The sequence below is a fragment of the Aromatoleum evansii genome (genome assembly GCF_045689615.1).
Taxonomy (GTDB): Bacteria; Pseudomonadota; Gammaproteobacteria; order Burkholderiales; family Rhodocyclaceae; genus Aromatoleum; species Aromatoleum evansii.
The window spans coordinates 444,140-469,165 of record NZ_CP141259.1 but is presented as its reverse complement, the minus strand read 5'-3'; the positions used below and the strand labels follow the sequence as shown (position 1 = coordinate 469,165).

Annotated in this window: 27 protein-coding genes; 12 read left to right on the top strand and 15 right to left on the bottom strand. The window is 68.6% G+C overall.

Translation table 11 applies throughout. The annotated features are described in order from the left end of the window. Nucleotides 1-3 precede the first annotated feature (3 nt). Nucleotides 4-984 carry an alpha/beta hydrolase gene (locus tag U5817_RS01950; protein WP_407279544.1) on the top strand — a complete coding sequence of 327 codons (981 nt, stop codon included), beginning with the start codon at nucleotides 4-6 and terminating at the stop codon, nucleotides 982-984. Between the two features lie 154 nt (nucleotides 985-1,138). Beyond that, nucleotides 1,139-2,338 carry an ABC transporter substrate-binding protein gene (locus U5817_RS01945; protein ID WP_407279543.1) on the top strand — a complete coding sequence of 400 codons (1,200 nt, stop codon included), beginning with the start codon at nucleotides 1,139-1,141 and terminating at the stop codon, nucleotides 2,336-2,338. An 11-nt stretch (nucleotides 2,339-2,349) separates the two neighbouring features. Here the strand turns inward: U5817_RS01945 and U5817_RS01940 are convergent, their stop codons facing one another. The 3 genes from U5817_RS01940 to U5817_RS01930 form a co-directional block, all read right to left on the bottom strand. Then, complete coding sequence (locus U5817_RS01940; RefSeq protein ID WP_407279542.1) at nucleotides 2,350-2,790, bottom strand: PAS domain-containing protein; 441 nt, start codon at nucleotides 2,788-2,790, stop codon at nucleotides 2,350-2,352. Nucleotides 2,791-3,003: 213 nt separating this feature from the next. Beyond that, nucleotides 3,004-3,747, bottom strand: a complete 744-nt coding sequence (locus tag U5817_RS01935) for a Mut7-C RNAse domain-containing protein (RefSeq protein WP_407279541.1) — start codon at nucleotides 3,745-3,747, stop codon at nucleotides 3,004-3,006. A 15-nt stretch (nucleotides 3,748-3,762) separates the two neighbouring features. After that, nucleotides 3,763-4,335: a DUF2946 family protein gene (locus U5817_RS01930; RefSeq protein ID WP_407279540.1), complete on the bottom strand. Its 573-nt coding sequence runs from the start codon at nucleotides 4,333-4,335 to the stop codon at nucleotides 3,763-3,765. A 125-nt stretch (nucleotides 4,336-4,460) separates the two neighbouring features. Between U5817_RS01930 and cutA the strand changes: the two genes are divergently transcribed. From cutA to nusB, 6 genes are all read left to right on the top strand, one after another. Further along, nucleotides 4,461-4,820, top strand: coding sequence for a divalent-cation tolerance protein CutA (gene cutA, locus U5817_RS01925; RefSeq protein ID WP_169132364.1), 360 nt, complete (start codon nucleotides 4,461-4,463; stop codon nucleotides 4,818-4,820). A gap of 101 nt (nucleotides 4,821-4,921) precedes the next feature. After that, nucleotides 4,922-6,763 (top strand): protein-disulfide reductase DsbD, encoded by a 1,842-nt coding sequence (gene dsbD / locus U5817_RS01920; RefSeq protein WP_407279539.1) that lies wholly within the window; start codon nucleotides 4,922-4,924, stop codon nucleotides 6,761-6,763. A 257-nt stretch (nucleotides 6,764-7,020) separates the two neighbouring features. After that, nucleotides 7,021-7,626, top strand: coding sequence for a riboflavin synthase (locus U5817_RS01915; protein ID WP_407279538.1), 606 nt, complete (start codon nucleotides 7,021-7,023; stop codon nucleotides 7,624-7,626). Beyond that, nucleotides 7,623-8,711 (top strand): bifunctional 3,4-dihydroxy-2-butanone-4-phosphate synthase/GTP cyclohydrolase II, encoded by a 1,089-nt coding sequence (gene ribBA, locus U5817_RS01910; RefSeq protein ID WP_407279537.1) that lies wholly within the window; start codon nucleotides 7,623-7,625, stop codon nucleotides 8,709-8,711. Before U5817_RS01915 ends, ribBA begins: the two co-directional genes overlap by 4 nt. A 75-nt stretch (nucleotides 8,712-8,786) precedes the next feature. Continuing rightward, entirely contained in the window at nucleotides 8,787-9,257 is a 471-nt protein-coding gene (ribH, locus tag U5817_RS01905; protein WP_407279536.1) for a 6,7-dimethyl-8-ribityllumazine synthase, read from the top strand. Continuing rightward, nucleotides 9,254-9,700, top strand: a complete 447-nt coding sequence (nusB, locus tag U5817_RS01900; protein WP_169132359.1) for a transcription antitermination factor NusB — start codon at nucleotides 9,254-9,256, stop codon at nucleotides 9,698-9,700. Before ribH ends, nusB begins: the two co-directional genes overlap by 4 nt. A 168-nt stretch (nucleotides 9,701-9,868) precedes the next feature. Here the strand turns inward: nusB and U5817_RS01895 are convergent, their stop codons facing one another. From U5817_RS01895 to U5817_RS01885, 3 genes are all read right to left on the bottom strand, one after another. Beyond that, nucleotides 9,869-11,362 carry a DEAD/DEAH box helicase gene (locus U5817_RS01895; RefSeq protein WP_169132358.1) on the bottom strand — a complete coding sequence of 498 codons (1,494 nt, stop codon included), beginning with the start codon at nucleotides 11,360-11,362 and terminating at the stop codon, nucleotides 9,869-9,871. A 452-nt stretch (nucleotides 11,363-11,814) separates the two neighbouring features. Then, on the bottom strand, nucleotides 11,815-12,093 hold the full coding sequence (locus tag U5817_RS01890; RefSeq protein ID WP_018992615.1) for an HU family DNA-binding protein: 279 nt from the start codon (nucleotides 12,091-12,093) through the stop codon (nucleotides 11,815-11,817). A gap of 269 nt (nucleotides 12,094-12,362) precedes the next feature. Continuing rightward, a complete protein-coding gene (locus U5817_RS01885) occupies nucleotides 12,363-13,298 on the bottom strand; it encodes a LysR family transcriptional regulator (protein ID WP_169132357.1) in 936 nt (311 codons plus the stop codon). Between the two features lie 243 nt (nucleotides 13,299-13,541). On the opposite strand from U5817_RS01885, the gene U5817_RS01880 reads away from it, so the two are divergent. Further along, complete coding sequence (locus U5817_RS01880) at nucleotides 13,542-14,849, top strand: aspartate aminotransferase family protein (protein ID WP_169132356.1); 1,308 nt, start codon at nucleotides 13,542-13,544, stop codon at nucleotides 14,847-14,849. A gap of 44 nt (nucleotides 14,850-14,893) precedes the next feature. Beyond that, complete coding sequence (locus tag U5817_RS01875) at nucleotides 14,894-16,387, top strand: CoA-acylating methylmalonate-semialdehyde dehydrogenase (protein ID WP_407281144.1); 1,494 nt, start codon at nucleotides 14,894-14,896, stop codon at nucleotides 16,385-16,387. Between the two features lie 70 nt (nucleotides 16,388-16,457). Here the strand turns inward: U5817_RS01875 and U5817_RS01870 are convergent, their stop codons facing one another. Both U5817_RS01870 and U5817_RS01865 read right to left on the bottom strand, forming a co-directional pair. Continuing rightward, nucleotides 16,458-16,979 (bottom strand): cytochrome b/b6 domain-containing protein, encoded by a 522-nt coding sequence (locus U5817_RS01870; RefSeq protein ID WP_169132355.1) that lies wholly within the window; start codon nucleotides 16,977-16,979, stop codon nucleotides 16,458-16,460. Nucleotides 16,980-17,002: 23 nt separating this feature from the next. Further along, on the bottom strand, nucleotides 17,003-17,275 hold the full coding sequence (locus tag U5817_RS01865; RefSeq protein WP_407279535.1) for a PepSY domain-containing protein: 273 nt from the start codon (nucleotides 17,273-17,275) through the stop codon (nucleotides 17,003-17,005). 232 nt (nucleotides 17,276-17,507) lie between these two features. Between U5817_RS01865 and U5817_RS01860 the strand changes: the two genes are divergently transcribed. After that, nucleotides 17,508-18,026 (top strand): O-acetyl-ADP-ribose deacetylase, encoded by a 519-nt coding sequence (locus tag U5817_RS01860; RefSeq protein WP_169132353.1) that lies wholly within the window; start codon nucleotides 17,508-17,510, stop codon nucleotides 18,024-18,026. A gap of 11 nt (nucleotides 18,027-18,037) precedes the next feature. Here U5817_RS01860 and U5817_RS01855 read toward each other — a convergent pair whose 3' ends face one another. From U5817_RS01855 to U5817_RS01830, 6 genes are all read right to left on the bottom strand, one after another. Further along, nucleotides 18,038-18,235, bottom strand: a complete 198-nt coding sequence (locus U5817_RS01855; RefSeq protein WP_169132352.1) for a hypothetical protein — start codon at nucleotides 18,233-18,235, stop codon at nucleotides 18,038-18,040. 11 nt (nucleotides 18,236-18,246) lie between these two features. Continuing rightward, nucleotides 18,247-19,506 carry a putative Na+/H+ antiporter gene (locus U5817_RS01850; RefSeq protein WP_169132351.1) on the bottom strand — a complete coding sequence of 420 codons (1,260 nt, stop codon included), beginning with the start codon at nucleotides 19,504-19,506 and terminating at the stop codon, nucleotides 18,247-18,249. Next, the gene (locus U5817_RS01845) at nucleotides 19,503-19,844 is read right to left on the bottom strand and encodes a hypothetical protein (protein ID WP_169132350.1); all 342 of its coding nucleotides are present in this window, start codon (nucleotides 19,842-19,844) and stop codon (nucleotides 19,503-19,505) included. Before U5817_RS01845 ends, U5817_RS01850 begins: the two co-directional genes overlap by 4 nt. Before the next feature lie 106 nt (nucleotides 19,845-19,950). Continuing rightward, nucleotides 19,951-20,568 carry a response regulator transcription factor gene (locus tag U5817_RS01840; protein WP_169132349.1) on the bottom strand — a complete coding sequence of 206 codons (618 nt, stop codon included), beginning with the start codon at nucleotides 20,566-20,568 and terminating at the stop codon, nucleotides 19,951-19,953. Nucleotides 20,569-20,570: 2 nt separating this feature from the next. After that, nucleotides 20,571-22,169 (bottom strand): ATP-binding protein, encoded by a 1,599-nt coding sequence (locus tag U5817_RS01835; RefSeq protein WP_407279534.1) that lies wholly within the window; start codon nucleotides 22,167-22,169, stop codon nucleotides 20,571-20,573. A gap of 1 nt (nucleotide 22,170) precedes the next feature. Further along, a complete protein-coding gene (locus tag U5817_RS01830; RefSeq protein ID WP_407279533.1) occupies nucleotides 22,171-23,031 on the bottom strand; it encodes a LysR family transcriptional regulator in 861 nt (286 codons plus the stop codon). Between the two features lie 98 nt (nucleotides 23,032-23,129). On the opposite strand from U5817_RS01830, the gene U5817_RS01825 reads away from it, so the two are divergent. Beyond that, nucleotides 23,130-24,050, top strand: a complete 921-nt coding sequence (locus U5817_RS01825; protein WP_407279532.1) for a DMT family transporter — start codon at nucleotides 23,130-23,132, stop codon at nucleotides 24,048-24,050. A gap of 173 nt (nucleotides 24,051-24,223) precedes the next feature. On the opposite strand, the gene U5817_RS01820 is transcribed toward U5817_RS01825, so the two are convergent. Next, complete coding sequence (locus U5817_RS01820) at nucleotides 24,224-25,024, bottom strand: ABC transporter ATP-binding protein (RefSeq protein WP_407281143.1); 801 nt, start codon at nucleotides 25,022-25,024, stop codon at nucleotides 24,224-24,226. Nucleotides 25,025-25,026 lie beyond the last annotated feature (2 nt).

The window sequence follows — 25,026 nt, the reverse complement described above, 5'->3', positions numbered from 1 at the left end:
GCCATGCTGTTCATCACCAGCAGAATGCCGACCCACAACACCGAGCCCGAGCTCAACCCGAACTTCGTCTTCGACCTCGGCAACAACGCCTCCAGCCGCGCCTTCTACTGCTGCCGGCGCAAGAAGAAGGACAGCTACGAGGAGATCGGCAGCAAGGCCCTGCTCAGCGCGATCAAGGAGTCGAAGCATCGCCAGGTGCTGCTCTACATCCACGGCTTCTCGAACCTGCCCGAGACGGTGTTCAAGAACGTCGAGGAATTCCAGAGCCTGTGCAACAAGAAGAAGGCCGGCGAAGTGCTGGTCGTGCCGGTGATCTGGCCGTGCGACAACGACCTCGGCATCGTCAAGGATTACTGGGACGACCAGAAGGCCGCCGACCAGAGCGCCTTCGCCCTCGCGCGCATGTTCCAGAAGTTCATGGAATGGCGCGCCTCGACCGAATACAACCCCGAGGACGACCCCTGCCTCAAGCGCATCAACGTGCTGGCGCACTCGATGGGCAACCGCGTGCTGCGCCAGACGCTCGCCAACTGGCGCCGCTACGACCAGCCGCAGGGCCTGCCGCTGCTGTTCCGCAACACCTTCCTGGTCGCCGCCGATGTCGTCAACGAGTCGCTGCACCGCGGCGAACCGGGCGAACTGATCTGCCACGCGTCGCGCAACGTCGTCGTGTATTACGCCTCGGACGACCTCGCGCTGCGCGCGAGCAAGGTCTCCAACCTGCGTAACGCGGAAGCCTCGCGCCGCCTCGGCCACACCGGGCCCGAGGACATGGACCGCACGCCGAAGAACGTCTATGCGATCGACTGCGACGACGTGAACACCCGCTACGACCCGCCCAAGGGCCACTCCTACTTCCGCTCCGGCGAGAGGAAGGGCGAACCGGGCGTGGTCTTCGACCACATCTTCGACACCATGCTGACCGGCCGCGTGTTCCCCAGCGACGAGTTCCGCAAGTCGAGCATCCTGGCCCTGCCGGGATAGACCTGACCCCGCGGCGCAGCCCCTCGTCCCGCGCCGCCCGGGGGCCGCCGTGCCGGGTGCGCTTACCCTGATCGGGTTGCCAGAACGCTTGCCGGACGGAGACAATGGCCGCACCTTCGACCACGGTCGCACCTGCGCACTGGCTCCCGTCCCGATGTTTTCCAAGAACCTGGCCACACTGCTCGCAGCGGTCGCACTGCTCGCCAGCCTCGTTTCCCTCCCTGCGGCCGGACAATCCCCCGTGCTGATCGGCCTCGACGCCGAGTTCGGCCACAAGACCAGCACCTCGGCACAGGCCATCCAGCAGGGCATCGAGATCGCGATCGAGGAAATCAACGCTGCAGGAGGCGTGCTGGGCGGGCGCAAACTCGCACTGGTGACGCGCGACAACCGCGCGCTGCCCGCCGTCGGCGTCGAAAACCTGCGCGAACTCGCTGCCATGCCCGAGCTCGTGGGCGTCTTCGGCGGCAAGTTCAGTCCCGTGTTTCTCGAATGGCTGCCGGTCGCGCACGAACTCGGCGTGCTGTTGCTCGACCCCTGGGGTTCCGCCGATCCCATCACCGAGAATACCTATCGCCCCAGTTACAGCTTCCGCCTGTCGCTGAAGGACGCATGGGCGGCACCGGCGATGCTGAACTTCGCGCGCAAGGAACGCGGCGCGAGCCGCGTCGGCATCCTCCTGCCCAACACCGGCTGGGGACGCAGCAACCGCAACGCCCTTGTCACCGCGGCGACTTCGGCCGGGGTCAGCATCATCGGCGAACACTGGTACAACTGGGGCGACCAGTCGCTGCTGGAACAGTACCGCAGCCTGCGCGCGGCCGGCGCCCAGGCGATCATCCTTGTCGCCAACGAGACCGAAGGCGCCCTGCTGGTGCGCGAGGTGGCCGCGCAAGCGCCCGCCGAGCGGCTGCCGATCGTCAGCCACTGGGGCGTCACCGGGGGAGCATTCGCCGAGTTGGCGGGCCCGGCGCTCGATGCAGTCGATTTCGCGGTTGTCCAGACTTTCAGCTTCATCGGCCAGGACACGCCTGCTGCGAGGCGCGTGCTCGCGGCGCTGAAAGCCCGCTACGGCATCGCGGGCGCCGAAAAGGTGCGCGCGCCGGTGGGGGTCGCCCACGCCTACGACCTCACCCACTTGCTGGCCCAGGCGATCGTGCGCGCGGGTTCGACGGACCGCGCCAAGGTGCGCGATGCGCTGGAAAAGCTGCCCGCCTATGCGGGCCTGGTGCGCCACTACGGGCGGCCGTTCACACCCGCGCGCCACGACGCGCTCGGTCCCGAGCAGGTGTTCATGGCGCGCTACACGGCCCAGGACGTGCTCGTTCCGCTCGCGCGGCCGGCCAGGCGCTGAACCGCAGGCAGCTATTCACCGCAGCTCGCGCCAGCGCCTCCCTTCCCCGGTGCCCGCCACCCGGCCCTGACATCCCGGAACGCCGTCACGACACGCTCGAGACGGCCATCGAAGCCCGGGACGGGGATCGCATCCATGCGCAGCAGGTGCAACTCGCCCCCCCGCAGGCGCCCGACAACGCGCCCGGTGACCGGCTCGCCCGCGCACAATGCCTGCACTGCCGGAAGCTGCGACAGCGCGAGGTGCTCGCCGTCGGCATCAAGCAGGGACCATGTGTTGTCCAGCCCCAGTTCGGACAAGCCCCCGACGCCGAGCCAGTCGCGTGCGGCGTCGTTAGCGTACTCGACGATACCGTCGGACGAATGCGACAGGATTCCAATATCGAGCCCGGAAAGAAGCTCGCCGTAGCGCACCAAGGTATCGACGCCGGCAGGGAGGTCTGTCATGAGCATGGGCTTCACCCTCCTTTGCTTCCCCGCGGCCCGACGCAAGGCATGCCCCCTTGCACGCCGCGATCCGGCACCGTTACGGGCCGGCACACCGCAGGTAGATGCAACTCTATATCGAAGTAAACCGTTCGCGAAACCGGGATATTCCACCGCGGCGCGAACTTCCTCACCGACATTGCCGCACCGTCCGCACGCACGGGGTGCCGACCGCTGCGCTCAGCGTTCGGGCAGCAGACGCCCGAGCAGCGCCTGCATCTTCACCCAGTGCGTCCCCTCCCAGAACACCCGCCGGCACACGTCGCAGGTGCTGAAACGCGTGTGGCGCTCGCGCACCCCCTCGGGCAGCAGGTGCACCACGCTCGCCTTGTCGATCGCATGCAGCGGCGCGTTGCACGCGAGGCACAGCGTGAAGGGCCGGGCGCTGCGGGCGAGATCCAGGCGCGCGAGGATCTCCGCGAACTGCAGCTCCGGCTTCAGCGCATGCACGTAGCAGCCATGCGTGATCGTGCGCCGCTTGAGCAGCTCGCGGTCGCGCGTGAGCACGACGCGCCCGTCGTGGGCCGCGATCGCCTCGATGTCCTCGTCGGCGAAGTTGTTGTCGTACAGCGTGTCGAAGCCCGTCATGCGCAGCAACCGCGCGAGGCCGCCGAGGTGGGCGTCGGCGACGAAGCGCATGACGCGCAGCGGATGTTCGCGCACGCGCAGCAGCGGCGTGATGTCGAAGGTCTCGAAGCGCGGATAGACCGACACGCGGTCGCCCTCGTCCAGCAGTCGGTCGAAGCCCACCGACTCGCCATTGACCAGCACCAGCTCGACCTCGGTGTGCGGCACCCCCAACGCCTCGATCATGTGCTTGACCGTCGCGGCACGCGCGCACGGCACCGTGACGTCGCGGTAGCGGTTTGCCGGGACGAGGAAATCGTTGAGTTCCTCGTAGAAGCGGAAACTCGCCGACACCATCGCCCGGACTCCGGTTCAGGGCGCGGGCCGCGCGCGGAAACCGAAGCGCTCCGCCACCGCGGCACGTTCGACGGCCTGCAGCGGCAGGTTCCGCCAGCTCACTTGCGATCTCGCCTGCGCCCCCTCCCCCGAACCGCCCGTCATCACCGCGAGTAGCACCTCGTCGTCGGCCACGCTGCCGTCCGCGAGACGGCATTCGGCCAGGAAGGCCGCGAGGTCGCGGTCGTCGAGCAGGCCGGCGCCGAGATCCGTATCCAGCAGCACATTGCCCTCCTCGTCCAGGCACGCCCGCGCGACGGCTGCGACCCCGGCCCCGGTATGTGTCGTGAGACGGCCATCCGGATGCAGGCGCAACACCCAGGGGGTGTATTCCAGCGCCACGTACACCCGCTGCGGCCCGTTGTGCACGAGCCAGTTGCCCGACTCGTCGCGGCCATAGTTCGCGTTGAGGAAGCCCGCCAGCCCCGCGTGCTCGACCGCCTCGCCGCGCAGCCGCCACGTGCCGCGGCGGTCGAGCGACAACCAGTCGTAGCAGGCGGGAACGTCTGGCCAGCGGGCGAGCGCGGCAGGATCGGGGCGGATGGTCATCGGCGCGGAACTCGCATGAAAGTCCCAGCATAGCGCGCCGCAGCCTCGGGCAAAACCCGGCCGCACATGCGCGAAGCGCCCGAGTCTGGGACAATCCGCCGGTTGCCCATGCGGAGAACCCCGCGATGACCGAAGCGATCGTCGTCCTCACCAACTGCCCCGACGCCGCCTGCGCCGACGCCCTCGCCGCGCTGCTGGTCGAGCGCCGCCTGGCGGCCTGCGTGAACATCCTCGCGCCCTGCCGCTCGGTGTATCGCTGGCAGGACAAGACCGAGACCGCGGCCGAAGTCCCCCTCCTGATCAAGACCACACCCGTGCGCTACGCGGAACTCGAGGCGGCGATCCGCGAGAACCATCCCTACGAACTTCCGGAAATCATCGCGGTCCCTGTCATGCGAGGCCTGCCCGGCTACCTCGACTGGGTCGCCGCGGAGACTGCGCCATTGCCCGACAACGACGACGATGCAGGCTCGACCGCGTCCTGAGCGCGCACGACACAAGTCTTGATCCACATCGAAGGCCGCTCTCCCCAACCAACCTACAATTGCGCCCTACAACCGCGCCACCGCGCAACGCCGACGCCCCCATGCACCGCATCCTGTCCCTGATTGCCCTGCTCGCGAGCCTGCTCGCGCTCTCCGCTCCCGCCAACGCCGCCGCCACCGTCACCGGGACGCCGATGCGCCCGGAGGAAGCCTTCGTGCTCTCCGCACAGGCGCTCGACCCGCAGACGGTCGAGGTCACCGTCAAGATCGCAGGCGACTACTACCTCTACGCCGACAAGTTCCGCTTCCGCGCCGATCCCGACACCGTCACCTTCGGCACGCCGCAGCGCCCCGCGGGCAAGGTCACGAAGGACGACTTCTTCGGCCAGGTCGAGACCTACCGCAAGGAAGTGAAGATCCTGCTGCCGGTCAGCGCGCCGGAAGGCACGACGAAGTTCCGCCTGCTCGGCAGCGTGCAGGGCTGCTGGGATGGCGGCATCTGCTACCCGCCCAACGAGCAGACCGCGGACATCGATCTGCTCGCCAAGCCGGTGAAGACCGGCGGCAACTTCCTCGACGGCCTGCTCGGACGCGACGACAAGCCCGCGCAGGCCACCGCCGCGAGCGGTGGCAGCGGCGTATCCGACGACGAGAGCGGACGCATCGCCGGCCTGCTGCGCGACGCCAGCGGCCCGCTGGTGCTGCTGAGCTTCTTCGGCTTCGGACTGCTGCTCGCCTTCACCCCCTGCATGTTTCCGATGATCCCCATCCTGTCGGGCATCATCGTCGGCCACGGCCACCACATCTCGCGCGGACGCGCCTTCGTGCTGTCGCTGGTGTACGTGCTGGGCATGGCCATTACCTATGCCGCCGCCGGCGTCGCCGCAGGGCTCTCGGGCACGATGCTGGCCGCTGCGCTGCAGAACGCCTGGGTGCTGGGCGCCTTCGCGCTGGTGTTCGTGCTGTTGTCGCTGTCGATGTTCGGCTTCTACGAGCTGCAGTTGCCGACGGCGCTGCAGAGCCGCCTGTCGTCCACCGCCAGCCACCAGCAGGGCGGCAGCCTCGGCGGCGTCGCGGTGATGGGGGTGTTGTCGGCGCTCATCGTCGGCCCCTGCGTCGCCGCCCCGCTTGCCGGCGCGCTGCTCTACATCGCACAGACGGGCAACGCCGCGCTCGGCGGCGCCGCCCTGTTCGCGATGGCGCTTGGCATGGGCGCCCCGCTCCTCGCCGTCGGCGTCGCCGCGCGCACGGTGCTGCCGAGAGCCGGCGCATGGATGGAAGGCGTCAAGAAGGCCTTCGGCGTGATGCTGCTGGCCGTCGCCGTGTGGCTGCTCACGCCGGTCGTGCCGCCGCTGCTGCCCATGCTCGCGTGGGCCGCATTGCTGATGTTCTCCGGCATCTTCCTGCATGCGATCGACCCGCTGCCGCCGCACGCCAAGGGTTGGCAGCGCTTCTGGAAGGGCGTCGGCGTCGTGCTGCTGATCGGCGGCGCGGCGATGCTGATCGGCGCACTGGCGGGCTCGCGCGACCCGCTGCAGCCGCTCGCGGTGCTGCGCGCGCAGGCCACGACCGCAAACGCGGCCGAACTGCCGCGCTTCGAGAAGGTCGCCTCGATCGCCGAACTCGACGCCCGCCTCGCCGCCGCCGACCGTCCGGTGATGCTCGACTTCTATGCCGACTGGTGCGTGTCGTGCAAGGAGATGGAGCGCTTCACCTTCACCGATCCGAACGTCGCCGCGCGCATGGGCCGCATGCTGCTGCTGAAGGCCGACGTCACCGCCAACAACGACGACGACAAGGCCCTGCTCAAGCGCTTCAACCTGTTCGGCCCGCCGGGCACGATCTTCTTCGACCGTGCCGGCAAGGAACGCGCCGGCCTGCGCGTCGTCGGCTTCATGAAGGCGGAGGCCTTCGCCGAGGTGCTCGACCGCGCGCTGCGGTAACGGTCAGGCCGCAGCGGCCTCAGCCGCGATTCGGCGGCGTTTTCCCTTGTGGGAGCGGCTTCAGCCGCGAAGAGGCGGTGTCGCTGGCTGCACGGCCAATTCGCGGCTGAAGCCGCTCCCACATGCTTGCTCCCACCGCGACTGCCCGCTGCCACGCCCGAATTCGGGCGATTGCCGCGGATTACGGCGGCGAAGCGACCGCATTTGCTTGCACTTCGCCTACAATTGGCGCTCCACCACTCGCTCGCCCACTAGAAATGTTCTCCGGAATCGTGGCCGCCTGCGGCCGAATCGAACGCATCGATCCCCTGCAGGACGGCGTCCGCCTGACGGTCAACGTCGCCGACCTCGACCTCTCCGACGTGCAGCTCGGCGACAGCATCGCCAATAGCGGCGTATGCCTCACCGTCATCGCGATCGACGGCCCGCGCGTGCAGTTCGACGTGTCGCGCGAGACCCTCAACTGCACGGCCGGGCTCGACCAGGCCGGCAACGAGGTCAATCTCGAGAAGGCGCTGCGCCTCGCCGACCGCCTCGGCGGCCACCTCGTCACCGGCCACGTCGACGGCGTCGGCGAAGTCGTCCGCTTCGTCCCCATGGGCGAGAGCCACGACCTCGTGATCCGCGCCCCGGCCGCGCTCGCCGGCTACATCGCGCGCAAGGGCTCGATCACGGTGAATGGCGTGAGCCTCACCGTGAACCGCGTCGAGGGCACCGAATTTTCGATCAACCTGATCCCGCACACCGTGGCGGTCACCAATCTCAAGCACCTCGCGGCCGGCAGCCGCGTGAATCTCGAGATCGACCTGATCGCCCGCTACTGCGAACGCCTGCTCGCCTGGCGCGAGGAATCCGCACAATGACCGCACTGTCCCCCATCACCGAAATCGTCGAGGAAATCCGCGCCGGCCGCATGGTCGTGCTAGTCGACGAGGAAGACCGCGAGAACGAGGGCGACCTCGTGCTCGCCGCCGAGCACGTCACGCCCGAGGCGATCAACTTCATGGCCAAGTTCGGCCGCGGGCTGATCTGCCTGACGCTGACCGAGGCGCGCTGCCGCCAGCTCGACCTGCACCTGATGGTGCGCGACAACCGCTCGCCGCACGGCACCGCCTTCACGACCTCGATCGAGGCCGCGGAGGGTGTCACCACCGGCATCTCCGCGCACGACCGCTCGCGCACGGTGGAAGCCGCGGTCGCGCGCAACGCCAAGCCCACCGACATCGTCCAGCCCGGCCACATCTTCCCGCTGATGGCGCAGAACGGCGGCGTGCTGATCCGCGCCGGCCACACCGAAGCCGGCTGCGACCTCGCCGCGCTGGCCGGGCTCGAACCTGCCGCGGTGATCTGCGAGATCCTCAAGGACGACGGCACGATGGCGCGCCTGCCCGACCTCGTCGAGTTCGCCAAGGAACACGGCCTCAAGATCGGCGCCATCCGCGACCTGATCCAGTACCGTTCGTCGAACGAGCACCTGATCAAGCGCGTCGCCGAAAAGGACGTCGAGACGCCGCATGGGCGCTTCCGCCTGTTCGCGTTCGAGGACAAGACCACCGGCGAAGTCCATTTCGCGCTGACCAAGGGCGATATCCGCCCGGAACGCGAGACCCTCGTGCGCGTGCATGAACCGATCTCGGTGGTCGACTTCCTCGACTCCGAGAGCGGCCACCACACCTTCCCGGTGAACCTCTCGCTCGCCCGCCTCGCGCAGGCGGAGCAGGGCGTGATCGTGCTGCTGTACCGCCCGCAGTCGGGCACCGAGCTGCTCGCCAGCCTGACCGGCGAGGGTTACCAGCCGCCGAAATGGGACGCACGCCTGTTCGGCGTCGGCGCCCAGATCCTGCGCGACCTCAAGGTCGGCAAGATGCGGCTGCTCTCGAGCCCGCGCAAGATTCCGAGCATGGCCGGCTTCGGCCTGGAGATCACGGGCTTCGTCGATCCGGCCTGAGGTGGTACCCTCGACGTTTTACCGCGCCGGAAGTCCTGCGGATTTCCGGCTTTTCCGTTTTTGAAAGAACCGAACATGGCCCGTTACGACAACATCCCCGAATTCGAGCCCGATCTGAACGGCCACGGCCTGCGCATCGGCATCGTCATGAGCCGCTTCAATCAGGACGTGTGCGAAGGCCTGCTGTCGGCTTGCACCTCCGAACTGCAGCGCCTCGGTGTCGCACCCGACCTGATCCGCATCGCGACCGTCCCCGGCGCGCTGGAAATCCCGCTCACGCTGCAGGCCATGGCGCGCAGCGGCCGCTACGATGCGCTGGTCGCGCTCGGCGCGGTGATCCGCGGCGAGACCTACCACTTCGAGCTGGTGTCGAACGAAATGGGCGCAGGCATCACCCGCATCGGCCTCGACACCGGGCTGCCGATCGCCAACGGCGTACTCACCACCGAGGACGACGACCAGGCGCTGGCACGGATGCAGGAGAAAGGCAGCGACTGCGCACGCACCGCCGTCGAGATGGCCCGCCTGCTGCGGATGCTCAAATGAGCGGCAAGGCAGCACGGCGCCGCGCGCGCGAATTCGCCCTGCAGGGCATCTACCAGTGGCTGCTGTCGGGCAACTCCGTCCCCGTGATCGAGGACCACGTCGCCCAGGTCACCGGCTTCGACAAGGCCGACCGCGAGCTTTTCGTCAGTCTGCTACGTGGCACGCTGGCCAACGTCGAGGCGCTGCAGGAGGAGTTCATCCCCTTCATCCACCGTTCGGTCGACGAACTCTCGCCGGTCGAGCGTGCGATCCTGCTGCTCGCGACGCAGGAGCTGAAGAACAGCCTCGACACGCCCTACCGCGTCATCATCAACGAGGCGATCGAGCTCGCGAAGAGCTACGGCGGCACCGAAGGCCACCGCTTCGTGAACGGCGTGCTCGACAAGCTCGCGGCGAAGCTGCGCGCGGTCGAGGTGAGCGCCGCGAAGGACGCGAAGTCCTGAAGACGCGGCCGAACGGCTGAGCACCGAACGGGCCTGCGCGGCCCGTTTTTCATTTCATCAGTCCGGCATGCCCGCCTGTCAAGGCAGAAGGCCCGGGCGTGCATCGCTGCACGACCCGGGCCTTCTTCTTCATCGCGCCCCCGCGCGTGCGGGGGCCGACATCATCAATCAGTCGCGGAAAGCCGGGCGCGGACGGCGGGCGCCTTCCGGACGGTCGCCGCCGAAACGGGCGCCGTCGCGCGAGCCTTCGCGGCGGGGCGCGCGGTCATCCCGCGGGAAGGCGCTGCGGTCGCCGAAGCTGCGCGGTTCGCTGCGACCGAAGGCGGGACGCTCCTGCGGGGCGCCGGCGCGCTCGTCACGGCCGAAGCCGCCGCGGTTGCCGTCACGCCCTTCCGACGACCAGCCCTTGCCGGCGCCCGGACGGGAATCACGCGAATCGCGGCTCCACGAGGAACCGCCGGAGGGACGGCCGCCGCCGTAGCCCGGCTTGCCGCCACCCGGGCGACGCGGCGAAGTCGGACGCGCCGTCGGCTCCAGGCCTTCGATGACGTGCACGTCCATGCGCTTGCCGGTGAAGCGTTCGATCGCGCGGATGATGCCCATCTCGCGCGGGCCCGACATCGTGATCGCAATACCGTCGCGGCCGGCGCGGCCGGTGCGGCCGATGCGGTGCACGTAGTCCTCGACCTGGCGCGGCGGGTCGAAGTTGATGACGTGGCTGATGCCGGCGACGTCGATGCCGCGCGCGGCGACGTCGGTCGCGACGAGCACGCCGATGCGGCCCTGGCGCAGCTTGTCCAGCGTGCGGTTGCGCGCGGTCTGGTGCATGTCGCCGTGCAGCGCAGCGGCGGCGAAGCCCTTTTCCTGCAGCGACAGGGAGACTTCCTCCGCGCTCTTCTTGGTCGCGGTGAACACCACGGCCTGCTGCAGCCCGTCCGTTCCCAGCAGGGATTCGAGCAGACGCGTCTTGTGCACGAGGTTGTCGGCCATCATCAGGCGCTGCTCGATGTTGCCGCGGTTCTCGACCGTCGGGGCGATCTCGATGCGCTGCGGGTTGCGCTGCATCTTGCTCGCGAGGTTGCCGACCACGCCGTCCAGCGTCGCCGAGAACAGCAGGGTCTGGCGCGAAGCCGGGGTCGCGGCGACGATGGTTTCGATGTCTTCGACGAAGCCCATGTCGAGCATGCGGTCGGCTTCGTCGAGCACCAGGGTCTCGACATCCGACAGCTTGATCTTGCGGCGCGTGAGGTGGTCGATGAGGCGGCCCGGTGTGGCGACGACGACGTCGACCGGACGCGACAGCTGCTTCACCTGGGCGAAGAAGGGGGCGCCGCCGACGAGGCAGGCGGTGTTGAGCCAGCGCAGGTGGCGGCCGTAGGTCTTCACGGCCTTCTCGACCTGCAGCGCGAGTTCGCGCGTCGGGGTCAGCACGAGGATGCGCGGACCGGCGCCGGGCGCAGGCTTGCGCTCGACGATGCGCGACAGGCTGGGCAGCGTGAAGGCGGCGGTCTTGCCGCTGCCGGTGTGCGACGACACCATCAGGTCGGCACCGGAGAGCGCGGCGGGGATCGCCTTGACCTGCACTTCGGTGGGGACGGTGTAGCCGGTGGTCTCGATGGCCTTGAGCAGCAGTTCGTTGAGACCGAGTTCGTTGAACGTCATGGGTTCTTCCTGTTTTTCCGCGGCAACGGGTGGTCGCAACGGGATCTGGCCCGGTTATCCGGGCCAATGAAAAGGCATCGCACCGTCCACGGGGGACGCGGTGGCGGCAAGCGCGCGATGGGCTTGGGCCGGTCGGATACCATCGAACGTGGGACAAACCACTACGACGGATGCGACCGCGCATCGGCACCAACCGGCATTCGCGATGCCTATCGATCAGGAGAACGAGAGGAGTTCGACGGGAGGGTCGGGGGCGATGGGGCTGTGGATACAGTCCCTCGGCTGGGTCCGCGGAATCCTGTTCCGCGAGTTAAGACCTGAAAATACACCGACTGCTGCATTGCACAACGGACGCAATGGTAGCCGATTTTCCGGCTCCGGGAAAGAAAAAAAGCAAAAAGGCCCGACGCCTGCAGGCGTCGGGCCCCGATCTGGTGCTGCCGAAGGCGGGATCAGTTGCCGTTCACAGCGCCCTTCAGCGTCGCGCCGGCCGAGAACTTCGGCACGCGCGAAGCGGCGATCTTGATCGAAGCGCCGGTCTGCGGGTTGCGGCCGGTACGCTCGGCGCGCTCGGACACCTCGAAGGAGCCGAAGCCCGTGAACGACACTTTCTCGCCGGCGGCCATGCGCTCGGCGATGATGTCGAGCACGGCGGACAGGGCACGGTCGGCCTGCGCACGCGAGACATCCAGACGATCGGCCAGGGCTTCGACGAATTCACCTTTGTTCATGCTTTACCTCGATTGGTGTGTGAGTTGTTCGGTGCTGCACATCTAACGGCCGGATTCTAGCATTGTCGCGGCTTGCGGGGCATTCATCCACGTCAACGATACAAATTCCGAAGCATGTTTCGATGCCATGGACACATTTTCGAATGCCGTGCGACGGGTCGGGAATCAGGGCAAACGCGAATCAGGCGAAACCCGACGGCGGGCCGCCTTGCCTGCAATTGGCGTTTTCACCGGAAAATCGGGCCGAAACTCGCTCCACTGCTGCGATTTCAGCCCCTGGCCATGGCCTCACGGGCATGCAGGGCGACAAGAATCTCCATTAAACGCCGTGCAACTCGCCCCGGAGGGGGCGTGCGTGCGATCGAAACCTGCCATTCGCACGAATAGCGCAGGGTTTCGGACGGAATGCGCACGATTTCACCGCGCGCCTCGAAGGCCTGCGCGTAGTGGTCCGGCAGGAAGCCGACGTAGCGCCCCGAGCGGATCAGCAGCACGCTCGCCTCCTGCTCGAAGGCCCGCGCCGCCGGCTGCAGGCCCAAGCGCCAGAAGCTTTCCATGTTCGGGGAGTGGTAGCCGAGGCCGACGAAGGCGGCGCGACGCAGCTCGTCGTCGGACGGCACGCGCCCGCACGCGACGAGCGAGTGGTGGGGCGCGGCGTAGAGCGGCAGGTGCTCGTCGAAGAGGTGCACCGAGGTGAAGCTGTCGCTCGCTCGATGGAAAGGATGCACCGCAAGGTGGAAACGGCCCTCGAGGAGCCCCTTCTCGATCTCGCTGCTGCCGGCGACGAAGACGTTGAGCGACACCGCCGGCGCCTCGGCGCCGAAGATCGCGATCGCCTCGGCGAGGCGGCATCCGGGATTGGAGACGATCTTGTCGAACATCACGAGGTTGAGCTCGCCGCGCATGCCCGCATGCAGCTCGGCGACCTCGGCGCGGAAGGCCTCGATCTGCGCGAGCAGGCGCCGCGCGGCCTCCAGCACGACCTGCCCTTCCTCGCTGAGCGCGAAACCGCCGCGACCGCGCTCGCACAGGCGCACCCCGAGGCGCAGTTCGAGGTCCTTGAGGTGACGGCTGATGACCGAGCGGCTGATATTCAGACGCAGCTCGGCCGCGGCGAGGCCGCCGGATTCGGCGATCGCGATGAACACGCGCAGCAGGCGCAGGTCGGCTTCGGCGAGGCTGGCAAGGAGGGCACGGGGTTTCATGGGGCAATTGTTTCACTAATGCGCAACTTTACGTACGTCTTCTGTAGTTTTTTGCACTCATTAATCCTCATAAGATCCAGACTAGACAACCCGCCGCAGCACTTTGCGCTTCGGCGGGAGCGGCTTCAGCCGCGAATGGGCCGCGCCATGCAGCACCCGCCGATTCGCGGCTGAAGCCGCTCCCACGTAGACGCCCCGGCAGAACGCCTTCCTGCTGCACCGTGCCATCCATCGGAGCCCCGCATGTCCCACGACCAGGCCTTCTGGCTGCCCTTCACTGCGAACCGCGCGTTCTGGAAATCGCCGCGCATCATCACCGGCGCGCGCGGGCACTACTACACGACCGAAGACGGGAGGCAACTGCTCGACGGTTTCTCGGGGCTGTGGACCTCGGGCCTCGGCCACTGCCATCCGAAGATCGTCGCGGCGGTGCAGGAGCAGGTCGCCACGCTCGACTACGCGATGGGCTTCCAGGTCACCAACGACAAGGCCATCGCCCTGGCGCGCGAGGTCGCGGCGCTGGCGCCGGACGGGATGAACAAGGTGTTCTTCACCAACTCCGGGTCGGAGTCGGCCGACACGGCGCTGAAGATCGCGCTCGCCTACCACCGTGCGCGCGGCGAAGGCCAGCGCACGCGGCTGATCGGGCGCGAACGCGGCTACCACGGCGTGAACTTCGGCGGCCTGTCGGTGGGTGGCATCCCGGGCAACCGCAAGGTGTTCAGCGCGGCGCTGCTGCCCGGCGTCGATCACCTTCGCCACACCTACAGCGTGGCCGACATGGCGTTCTCGAAGGGTCAGCCGGCGTGGGGCGCGGCGCTCGCCGAGGACCTCGAGCGCCTGTGCGCGCTGCATGACGCCTCCAACATCGCCGCCGTGATCGTCGAGCCGGTCGCGGGCTCGACCGGCATCCTCGTGCCGCCGATCGGCTATCTGCAGCGGCTACGCGAGATCTGCGACAAGTACGGCATCCTGCTGATCTTCGACGAGGTGATCACCGCCTTCGGCCGCGTCGGCGCGCCCTTCGCAGCGACGCGCTTCGGCGTGACGCCGGACATCATCACGACCGCGAAGGGGCTCACGAACGGCGTCGTGCCGATGGGCGCGGTGATCGTGCGCGACACGCTCTACGAGGCGCTGATGCAGGGCCCGGAACACGTGGTCGAACTTTTTCACGGCTACACCTACTCCGGCCATCCGCTTGCGGCCGCCGCGGGACTGGCGACTCTCGCCACCTATCGCGAGGAGGACAGCTTCGCGCGTGCGCGCGCCGTGGAACCTGTGTTCGAGGAAATGATCCATTCGCTGCGGGGGGAACCCAAGATCGTCGATATCCGCAACATCGGCCTCATGGGCGGCGTCGAGCTCGCGCCGCGCGAGGGGGCGGTCGGCGCGCGCGGCTTCGAGGTCTTCCTGAAGTGCTTCGAGGCCGGCGTGGTGATCCGCAACGGCGGCGACGTGCTGCAATTCTCGCCCTTCCTCGACTCGACGCCCGACGAGCTGGGCCGCATCTTCGACACCGTACGACAGGCGATCCGCGCCACAGCCTGACATTAATGACCGACCACCCAATGACGAGAGAGACAAACGGCAACATGGAAACCCTCGGACACTACATCGGCGGCGCCCGCGTCGCCGACGACAACCGCGCGCAGCCCGTCTGCAACCCTGCCCTCGGCCATCCCGTGCGCCAGGTCGCAATGGCGTCGAAAGCCACCGTCGAGCAGGCGATCGCGGCGGCCGCGGCCGCCTTCCCCGCATGGCGCAAGACGCCGCCGCTCAAGCGCGCACGCGTGCTGTTCAAGTTCAAGGAGCTGCTCGAGCGCAACGCCGATCGCATCGTCGCGGCGATCGTCGAGGAACACGGCAAGGTGTGGGAGGATGCGCACGGCGAGCTCGCGCGCGGCATCGAGGTGGTCGAATACGCCTGCGGCGCGCCCGAGTTCCTGAAAGGCGAGCACAGCCGCGACGTCGGCCCGGACATCGACTCGTGGTCGGAATTCCCGCCACTGGGCGTGGTCGCCGGCATCACGCCGTTCAACTTCCCGGCGATGGTGCCGATGTGGATGTTCCCGATGGCGATCGCCTGCGGCAACACCTTCGTGCTGAAACCCTCGGAGAAGGATCCGTCGGCGTCGATGCTGCTGGCCGAACTGCTGACCGAGGCGGGTCTGCCGGCGGGCGTGTTCAACGTCGTCAATGGCGACAAGGAGGCCGTCGACACGCTCTTGACCGATCCGCGCGTGCAGGCGGTGAGCTTCGTCGGCTCGACGCCGATCGCCGAGTACATCTACACGACCGGCACCGCGCACGGCAAGCGCGTGCAGGCGCTGGGCGGGGCGAAGAACCACGCGGTGGTGATGCCCGACGCGGACCTCGACAACGCGGTGAACGCGATCATGGGCGCGGCCTACGGTTCCTGCGGCGAGCGCTGCATGGCGATCTCGGTGGCAGTCGCGGTCGGCGACGCGGTGGGCGACGAACTGGTCGCACGCCTGAAACCCAAGGTCGAGGAACTGCGCATCGGCAACGGCAGGCAACACGGGCTGGACATGGGGCCGCTGGTAACCGGGGCGCATCGCGACAAGGTCCGGAGCTACATCGACCTCGGCGCCGAGGAAGGCGCAACGCTGGTCGTCGACGGGCGCACGCTGAAGGTGCCGGGACACGAGAAGGGCTTCTTCCTCGGTGGCACGCTCCTCGACCACGTCCTGCCGTCGATGCGCGTGTATCGCGAGGAGATCTTCGGGCCGGTGCTCGCGGTGGTGCGCGTGAGGAGCCTCGACGAGGCGATCCGCCTCATCGACGCGCACGAGTTCGGCAACGGCACCTGCGTGTTCACCCGCGACGGCGCGGTCGCGCGCCATTTCACCGACGCGGTGCAGGTCGGCATGGTCGGCGTGAACGTGCCGCTGCCGGTGCCGGTGGCGTGCCAGAGCTTCGGCGGCTGGAAGCGCTCCCTGTTCGGCGACCTGTATGCGTACGGGCCGGATGCGGTGCGCTTCTACACGCGGCGCAAGACGATGACGCAGCGCTGGGCGGTGGCCGGCATCGAGAAGGCGCAGTTCGCCTTCCCGAGCAACGGCTGAAGCACGGGCAAGGGCAGGCGGCGCCGGAATCGCTCCCGGCGCCGCCCTTTGCCCGCGGCCGCCGGTCCCGTCAGGGACGCTTGTAGCCGGTGATCATCGCGCGCACGAGATTCTCGCGGTGGCGCAGGCTCTCGAACACCGCCGCGGCGACGTGCACCACCAGCGCGAGCAGGGTGGCGTTTACGGCGCCCTCGTGCAGTTCCTCGAGGGCCTCGCTGCCCCAGCCCCAGTCGGTGGTCATCAGCCAGCCGGTCGTGCCGATCAGTGCGACCATCGCCATCAGGAACAGGATCATCACCGCCGCGGCCGGGTTGTGGCCGAGGTGGCGCGGCTCACGCCCGCGCACGAGCTTGCCGACATAGGCGCGCAGCTCGGCCGGACGCGGCACGAAGTCCGCGAAGCGCGCGTGGCGGCTACCGACGAAGCCCCACGCGACGCGGAACGCGAGCAGGCCGAAGGCGACGTAGCCCGCCCAATGGTGCGGCGCCTCGGCGTCCTCCGACGTGAGCCAGGCAATGGCGAACGTCGCCACCAGACCCCAGTGGAACACGCGCACGGGAAGGTCCCACACGCGGATACGTTCGCCATGCATGGCCGTCTCCCGCACGCCGCGCTTCAGCCCTGCTTGGCCTTGACGACGCTGCCGTCGACGGGGTTGAAGTACACCTCGGCCCTCTTGCCCTCCTTATCCTTGCCGTAGATCTCGTAGCAGTTGCCCGACGTGACCTTGAACTTGTCGACGGTGTAGCCGTCGGCGGCGATCTTCTGCTTCATCGCCTCTTCGCTGAGCCAGGACGACTTGGGTGCCTCGGTGCATTGCGGGCCGGCGAAGGCGGCACTGCCAAGGCACAGGGTCGTGGCGGCGAGGACGAGGTAACGGACTTGCATGGGTAAGCTCCTGCGAATTGGAATGGATATGTGTTCAGCACACGCGGCGCATTCTCGCGGCCGGCGCGTGAACATTCCGTGAGGAGCGGCTCAAGATTCCGTGCGGGAGCGTTACAGTTCATTGCAACGCGGTATTCACGATGCATTCGCCCAGATGCGGCTTGCCTGTCGGCGGACCGGCGGACTAGTCTTCCAGCAGGTGCACCGCGCCGTGCCCAGGGAGACCGCCATCATGACCGCCACGCTCCGCGCCCTCCAGGCCGACATCACGACCCTGCCCGTCGACGCCATCGTCAATGCCGCGAATTCCTCGCTGCTGGGCGGGGGCGGCGTCGATGGGGCGATCCACCGCGCGGCGGGCCCCGAACTGCTGAACGAATGCCGCGGGCTGGGCGGCTGTCCGACCGGGGAGGCGAAGCTCACGCACGGCTACCGATTGCCGGCGCGTTTCGTGATCCACACCGTCGGCCCGGTATGGCACGGCGGCACGCGCGGCGAGGCGGCGCTGCTGGCGTCGTGCTACCGGCGCTCGCTCGAAGTCGCGGCGGCGAACGGGGCGGCGACCGTAGCCTTCCCCGGCATCAGTACCGGCGTGTATGCCTACCCCAAGGACGAGGCGGCGCGCATCGCGGTCGCGACGGTGCGCGAGGCGGTCGCGGCGCTGCCGGCGATCGCCGAAGTGGTCTTCTGCTGCTTCTCGGCGGGCGACCTCGCGCTGTACGAGGCGCTGCTCGGGGAGGCGCCCGCCTGAGGCGCGGACGCCTACAGCAGGATCTTCAGCTCGCCGTGGCGGCCGGGCCGGCCTTTCTCGCCGCCGCGGCGCCCTTCCTTGCCGCCGCGCCGCTCGACTGCATCCTTCAGCAGGCTGACGAAGGCGATCACGAAGGGCAGCGCGAGCAGGAAGGCGAAGCTCGCGGGCAGGGCCTCGAACCACTGCAGGATTTCGTCGAACGTGCTCATGGCGGTCTTCCTTACAGGACCTGGAAGGCGACGATTGCGACCAGGGTCGGCGGCAGCGCGGACAGCAGCAGGCCGACCGGATGGATCGCTTCATCGGTGAAATGCCCGCGCAGGATCGCGAAACCCGCCGGGTTGGGCGCGTTGGCGATGATCGTGAGGCCGCCGCCGGTCACTGCGCCGGCGACCAGCGCGTACTTGAATTCCGGCGACAGGCCCTGCACCAGCGAGCCGAGGTAGGTCAGCGCGGCGTTGTCGGTGACGGCGGTGAGTGCGGTCGCGCCGAAATACACGGTCGTCGCATCCATGCCGGTCAGGAGCGGCTGCAGCCACCATTGCTGCTGCCCGCCGAGCACCACCAGGCCGGCGAGGAAGAAGGCGACGAGCAGGCCTTCGCGCAGGATCAGGCGGTCCTGGTAGCGCTTGTAGGCGGTCGTGAAGCCGAGGAAGAACAGCAGCAGGCCCATGAACACGGCCGGGTGGTGGGCGAAGGCGACGACGCCGGCAAGGAACAGCAGGTGGATCACGACGATGGGCATCGGCATGCGCTCGGCGCTCTTCGCGCTGCCGGTGTCGAGCGCGGCGAGTTCCGGGCGGAACACCATGGTCACGACCATGCCGTTGAAGAACACCGCGATGGCCGCCTTCCAGCCGAAGTTCGCGATCATGAACCAGACGTCCCAGCCCCAGGTGCCGGCCACCATCAGCACCGGCGGCGCAGCGAAGGGCGTGAGGGTGCCGCCGATCGAGATATTCACGAACAGCGTGCCGATCGTGGCGTACTTGAGTCGGTTGGAGATGCCGTGGGCGAAGAACTTGTCGCGCAGGATCAGCGCCGCGAGCGTCATCGCCGCCGGCTCGGTGATGAAGGAGCCGAGCAACGGCACGAGGGCCATCGTGATGAAGTAGAAGGCGACGTTCTGGTGCAGCGGCAGGAAGTTCGCCGCCATGCGCACGAGCGCCAGCGCGAAGCGCAGGATCGGACGGCTGCCGGCGATCACCATGATCGCGAACACGAACATCGGCTCGGTGAAGTTGCGGCTGTCGAGATAGGCGATCGCCTCCGTGCGGCCGGCGAGGAAGCCCATCGCGACGATCAGCACCATCGCCCAGAAGCCGAACACGACCTCGACCTCGCCGAGCAGGTGGAACACGCCGGCATGCGCCGGGTGGCGGTGCGCGAGCTGCTCGAAGAACTTGGTCGAAAAGGTGTGGATGATGGCCAGCGCGAACAGGCCGGCCGCCAGGACCTGTACGGTCGTCGCCTCGGTCATTGCCCTTGTGCTCCTCTTTCTTGTAGTCCCCGTGACGGGTGTGTTCTCAGGTAATGCTGCAGCCCGCGCCGCGTGCGCCGGACGAAGAAGGGGCCGGCGAGCACGGCGAGCAGCGGCACGGCAAGGAGGAAGTTGGCGAGGAAGGCCTCGATCCGGTGGGTCAGGCCGTCGAACACCACATAGCGCGTCGCACCCGCGGTGAGCGCGAGGCCGAGCGCGATCGCGGCCAGCTCGAGGCCGTCGAACGGCGTCTCGCGCGCACTGCCCAGGGCAGCGTCGCGCTCGCGCGGCGGAATGCGGTGGAGCTCCGGATAGATCAGGAGCGAGATCTTCGCCATCGGGAAAACTCTCCTTGTTCCGTCAGCTTAGCGACGGCGGGAGCCCCCGAAAATTGGACAGGACGCGTACGCGGATTGGCGTATGCGCCCGCGGCGCGGGCGGGCTTCAGGCCGCGCGGCAGGCGGCGATCAGGGCTGCGAGCGACTCGGCTTCCATCTTCTGCATCACGCGGCCGCGGTGCACCTGCGCAGTGCGATGGCTGATGCCCAGGCGCGCGGCGATCTCGTGGTTCGACAGGCCCTGCACCATCAGGTCGCAGACTTCCCGTTCGCGCTCGGTGAGCGAGGCGAGCCGCCCGCTGACCGTACGTTCCCGGTTCGTCGAGGCCAGCCGCTCGCGTTCGCGGGCAAAGGCCTGCTCGATCGCCGCGAAGAGGTCGGCATCGTCGAAAGGCTTCTCGAGAAAGTCGATTGCGGCCTGGCGGAAGGCCTGGCGCGCGACGGCGGCATCGCCGTGCGCGCTCATCACGACGAAGGGCAGCGGCATGCCGCGTTCGGCCGCGACGCGCTGCAGGTCGAGGCCGGACAGGCCGGGCATGCGGATGTCGGTGAGCACGCAGCCGGCCCAGCCTTCCCCGCCCTCGCCCGCTGCGTGCAGGAAGGCGTCGGCGCTGTCGAACACGCGCGTAGCGTAGCCGCGCACGCCCAGCAGCAGCGACAGCGAGTCGCGCACCGCGGCATCGTCGTCGATGAGGAACACGCACAGGCGCTGGTCGTTGTCCATGCTCAGTCCTTCAGTCGCGGCAGCGTGAAGTGGATGCGGCCGCCGGGTCCGGGCTCCGCGACCAACTGGCCGCCGTGCGACTCGACGATCGCGCGGCTGATCGGCAGGCCCACGCCCATGCCGCTGGCCTTGTCGCTGCCGAAGGGTTCGAACACCGTCAGCACGCGCTCGGGCGGGATGCCGGGCCCGGTGTCCTCGACCTCCACGCGCAGCCGCTCCTCGTCCGCGCCGACGCGCACGACGATTGTCCCGTCGGGCATCGTCGCGAGCGCATCGAGCGCATTTTGCAGCAGGTTGCGCAGTACGAGCTCGACCTGCAGGGGGTCGGCCTGCGCCAAGATCTGCGCCGCGGGCCGTTCGAGGCGAAATTGGACGCTGCCCGCGTGACGCCGGAAGGACTCCACCATCGCCGCGGCGATTGCGCCGACGTCGACCGGTTCGCGCCCCTCGACGCCCCCCTTGAAGAGGTCGCGCAGGCGGCGGATCACGTCACCTGCGCGACGCGCCTCGGCCGAGATGCGCTCCAGTGTCGCGGGCAGTGCGTCGCGCGCGGCGGGCGAATCTGACTCGAGGATCAGGCTGCAGGCGCGCGCGTAGTTGTTCAGCGCGGTCAGCGGCTGGTTGAGTTCGTGCGTGATCGCCGCGGCCATCTCGCCGGCGGCGGCGAGCTTGAGGGTGCGGCGCAGGTCGTCGGAGATGCGCTGGCGCTCGTCCACCGTCACCGCGACGAAGAAGCCGGTCATCGCCAGCGCGAGCAGCAGCGCCTGCAGCTCGAACACGCTCAGCGAGCTGATGCCCGAGGCCTCCATGACGATGATGACGCCCACCTGCAGCAGGATCATCGCCGGCGCGGTGCCCGCCATGCCGTGGCGCGCGGCGATCCACACCAGCGGCAGGAAGAGCACGTAGAAGTAATTGAAGCGCTGCGCATCGGGCAGCGCGAACACGACCCACAGGCTCGCGAGGATCGCACCGAACTGCAGCAGCACCTCGGGATTGCGCAGCAGCAGCGCGACCTGCGCGCGACGCGAGGCGTCCAGCATCATCAGAATCAGCGGCAGGGATACGACGATGCCCACCGTGTCGCCGATCCAGAAGCGCAGCCAGGCCGCGCCCATGCCGGCCGCGCTGCCGTTGAGCAGCGCGACCGCGACGACATAGGCCGCGCCGATCAGCAGGCTGCCGCCCGAGACCGCGGCGAACAGGCGCAGCACGTCGCCTCGCTGGCGCAGGGCCACGGCCACATGCAGCCGCCCCCGCAGGCGTCCCTTCAGCGCCGCGGCGATCGCCGCGTAGCCGAGCGACAGCACCAGCGCGATCAGGAAGGCCGCGGCGGGAGAGGTGACGTCGCGAATCGTCATCTCCGCGACCACCACCGTCACGAGCACGACCCACAACCAGCGTCCGCCCAGCGTCATCAGGAAGGCGATCGCGAGGCTGGGCTGCGGGTTCCACGGCGTGATCTTGAAGTCCGGCATCGGGTACAGGTAGCTCGCGCGGTCCAGCAGCAGGTAGGCGATGGCGAAGGCCAGCGCCAGCAGCCACGGGTGGCGCAGCGTGCCGAGCGGCGGCGCGGACGCGCCGCCAAAGAGGGTCGCCATCTCAGCCGCGCCCGATCAGTTCGACCAGCGCACGCACCGCCGGCCCCGGCGCGCCGCTGCGGTGGATCAGTACCGTGCGCGCGAGCGCGAACTCGGGCGGCAGCGCATGGATCGAAACGCTGTCCTCAACCGGCAGCATCGCGAGCAGGCTGCGCGGCACCAGCGCGACGCCCATGCCGGAGGCCACGCAGCCGATCATCGCGTGGTAGGAGGAGAGCTCGACGACGCGCTCGGGCACGACCTCGCCCGACGCGAGCCAGGCCTGCAGGCGCTGACGATAGGCGCAGCCGGGTTCGAAGGTGAGCAGCGTGCGGGCGCACAAGTCGCGCGGCGAGGCGATCGGCGGGTGGCCGGCGGGTGCGACGAGCACGAGCTCCTCGTCGAAGGCCGGCACGCTCGCGATGCGCACATCCTCGACCGGTCCGCTGACGAGCGCGCATTCGAGGCGGCCGTCGATGACCTCGGCGATCAGCGGCCCGGTCGGCCCCGTGCGCAACTCGAGCTGCACCTCCGGGTACTGCGCGTGGAAGCGCGCGAGCAGCGCCGGCAGGCGTGCCGCCGCGGTGCTCTCCATCGAACCGAAGCGCAGGCGCCCGCGCGGCGTGCCGTCGCCGACCGCGGCGCGTGCCTCGTCGGCGAGCGCGAGCAGGCGGTCGGCGTAGTCGAGCAGCACGCGCCCCGAGGGCGACACGATCAGGCGCCGGCCCTCGCGGATGAAGAGCTCGACACCCAGCTTGTCCTCGAGCTGGCGGATGCGCGTCGTGACGTTGGACTGCACGCGGTGCAGCTTCTCGGCCGCGCGCGTGATGCCGCCCTCGCGCACGACGGTGCGGAAGATGGTCAGGTCATCGAGATCCATCATTCTCTCTCAGGAATGCATCGAATCAGAATTATTCATTTTACGCGAACATTGTCCAGCGATATCGTTGCAGTCGTACCAACAGCATGCAGGAGCAGCTCATGAGCACCGGACGGGACCAGACCATCGGCTACCTCGCCGCCGCCGGCACCGTGGCGATCTGGACGGGCTTCATCCTCGTCTCGCGCCTCGGCGGCAAGAGCGCGCTGACGGGCCACGACATCCTCGCGCTGCGCCTGGGCGTCGCCGCCCTCCTGCTGCTGCCCTTCGCCGGCAGCCTGCCGCGCGGGTCGTGGCGCGATGCGCGCCTGTGGACGCTGGGGATGGTCGGCGGTCTGCTGTACGGCGTGCTGGTGTATGCGGCCTTCAAGCTCGTGCCGGCCGCGCACGGCGGCATCCTGCTGCCGGGCATGCAGCCCTTCCTCGTCGCCGCCGTCGCGTGGTTGCTGACGCGCCAGCGCATGCCGCGCGAGCGTGCCCTCGGGCTGGCCTTCATCGCGCTGGGCGTGGGTTTTGCCGCACAGTCCTACATGGCGGGCAGCGCGTGGTCGGCGGCGATGCTGGCGGGCGACGCGCTGATGCTCGCGTCGGCCCTGATGTGGGCCTTCTACAGCGTGCTCGCGAAGCGCTGGGGCTTCCATCCGTGGCTGCTGACGCGCTTCGTCGCCTTCAGCTCGGCGCTGATCTACCTGCCGGTGTACCTGCTGTGGCTGCCCAAGCAGCTCGACGCGGTGCCGATGTCCACGCTGGTGCTGCAGGGCCTGTACCAGGGCGTGGGCGCGACCATTGTCGCGATGCTGCTGTTCCTGAAGGCGGTCGAGAAGCTCGGCGCCGAACGGGTCGGCGCGCTGATCGCGCTGGTGCCGGTGCTCGCCGGCGTCGCCGCCGCGCCGCTGCTCGGCGAGGCGCTGACCGGCTGGCTGCTCGCGGGGCTGGTGTGCGTGTCGCTGGGTGCCTTCATCGCGGCGCGGCCGATCGCGCGGCTGATCCCCGCCGCGTGTCCGGCGACACGCCGAGCTTGAATGCACGTACTCCCGTAGGGCGGGAGGAGCGGAGCGTATCCCGCCAGGACGACGTGTGATGCGCCCCGAGGGTTGCATGGCGGCGCAGTTGCCAAATTCGGCCTTCGGTTCCTCCCGCCCTACGGAGCTTCATGCGCTCGCCTCGGGCGCGCGGCACACGAAGCGCCCTGAGCTCAGGTGGACAGCATCGCCTGATGCTTCCCGCCCAGCCCCAGATAGGACTCGATCACGCGCGGATCATCGGCGAGCTGCCTGGCCGGGCCTTCCATCGAGATCTCGCCCGTCTCCAGCACGTAGGCGTAGTCGGCCACCTGCAGCGCCGCGCGCGCGTTCTGCTCGACGAGCAGGATCGACACCCCGCGCCGGCGCAGCTCGCCGATGATGCGGAAGATTTCCCGCACGATCAGCGGGGCGAGGCCCAGGCTCGGCTCGTCGAGCATCAGGAGCTTCGGCTTCGCCATCAGCGCGCGCCCCACCGCCAGCATCTGGCGCTCGCCGCCCGAGAGCGTGCCGGCGAGTTGCGCCTTGCGTTCCTCGAGGCGCGGGAAGAGGTGGTACACCTCCTTCATCGTCTCGGCGTGGTCGCGCTTGCCCATGCGGTAGCGCTGGAAGGCGCCCAGCAGCAGGTTGTCCTCGACGCTCATCTCGGCGAAGAGTTCGCGCTTTTCCGGCACGAGGTTCATGCCGCGCGCGACCATGCGCTCGACCCGCGGCACGTATTCGGCCTCGCCGTCGAAGATGACCTGCCCGCGCGACTCCAGCAGGCCCATGATCGCCGACAGCATCGTCGTCTTGCCCGCGCCGTTGGGGCCGATCACGGTGACGATCTGGCCTTCGCCGACGCGGATGTTGGCGTTCGACAGGGCTTCCACCTTGCCGTAGGCGACGCACAGGTCGCGCACCTCGAGCACCGCGCGCGGGGTGCCGGGGGCGCTTTTGCCAGCCTCGTCGATCGTCTGCTCGATCACATTCATCT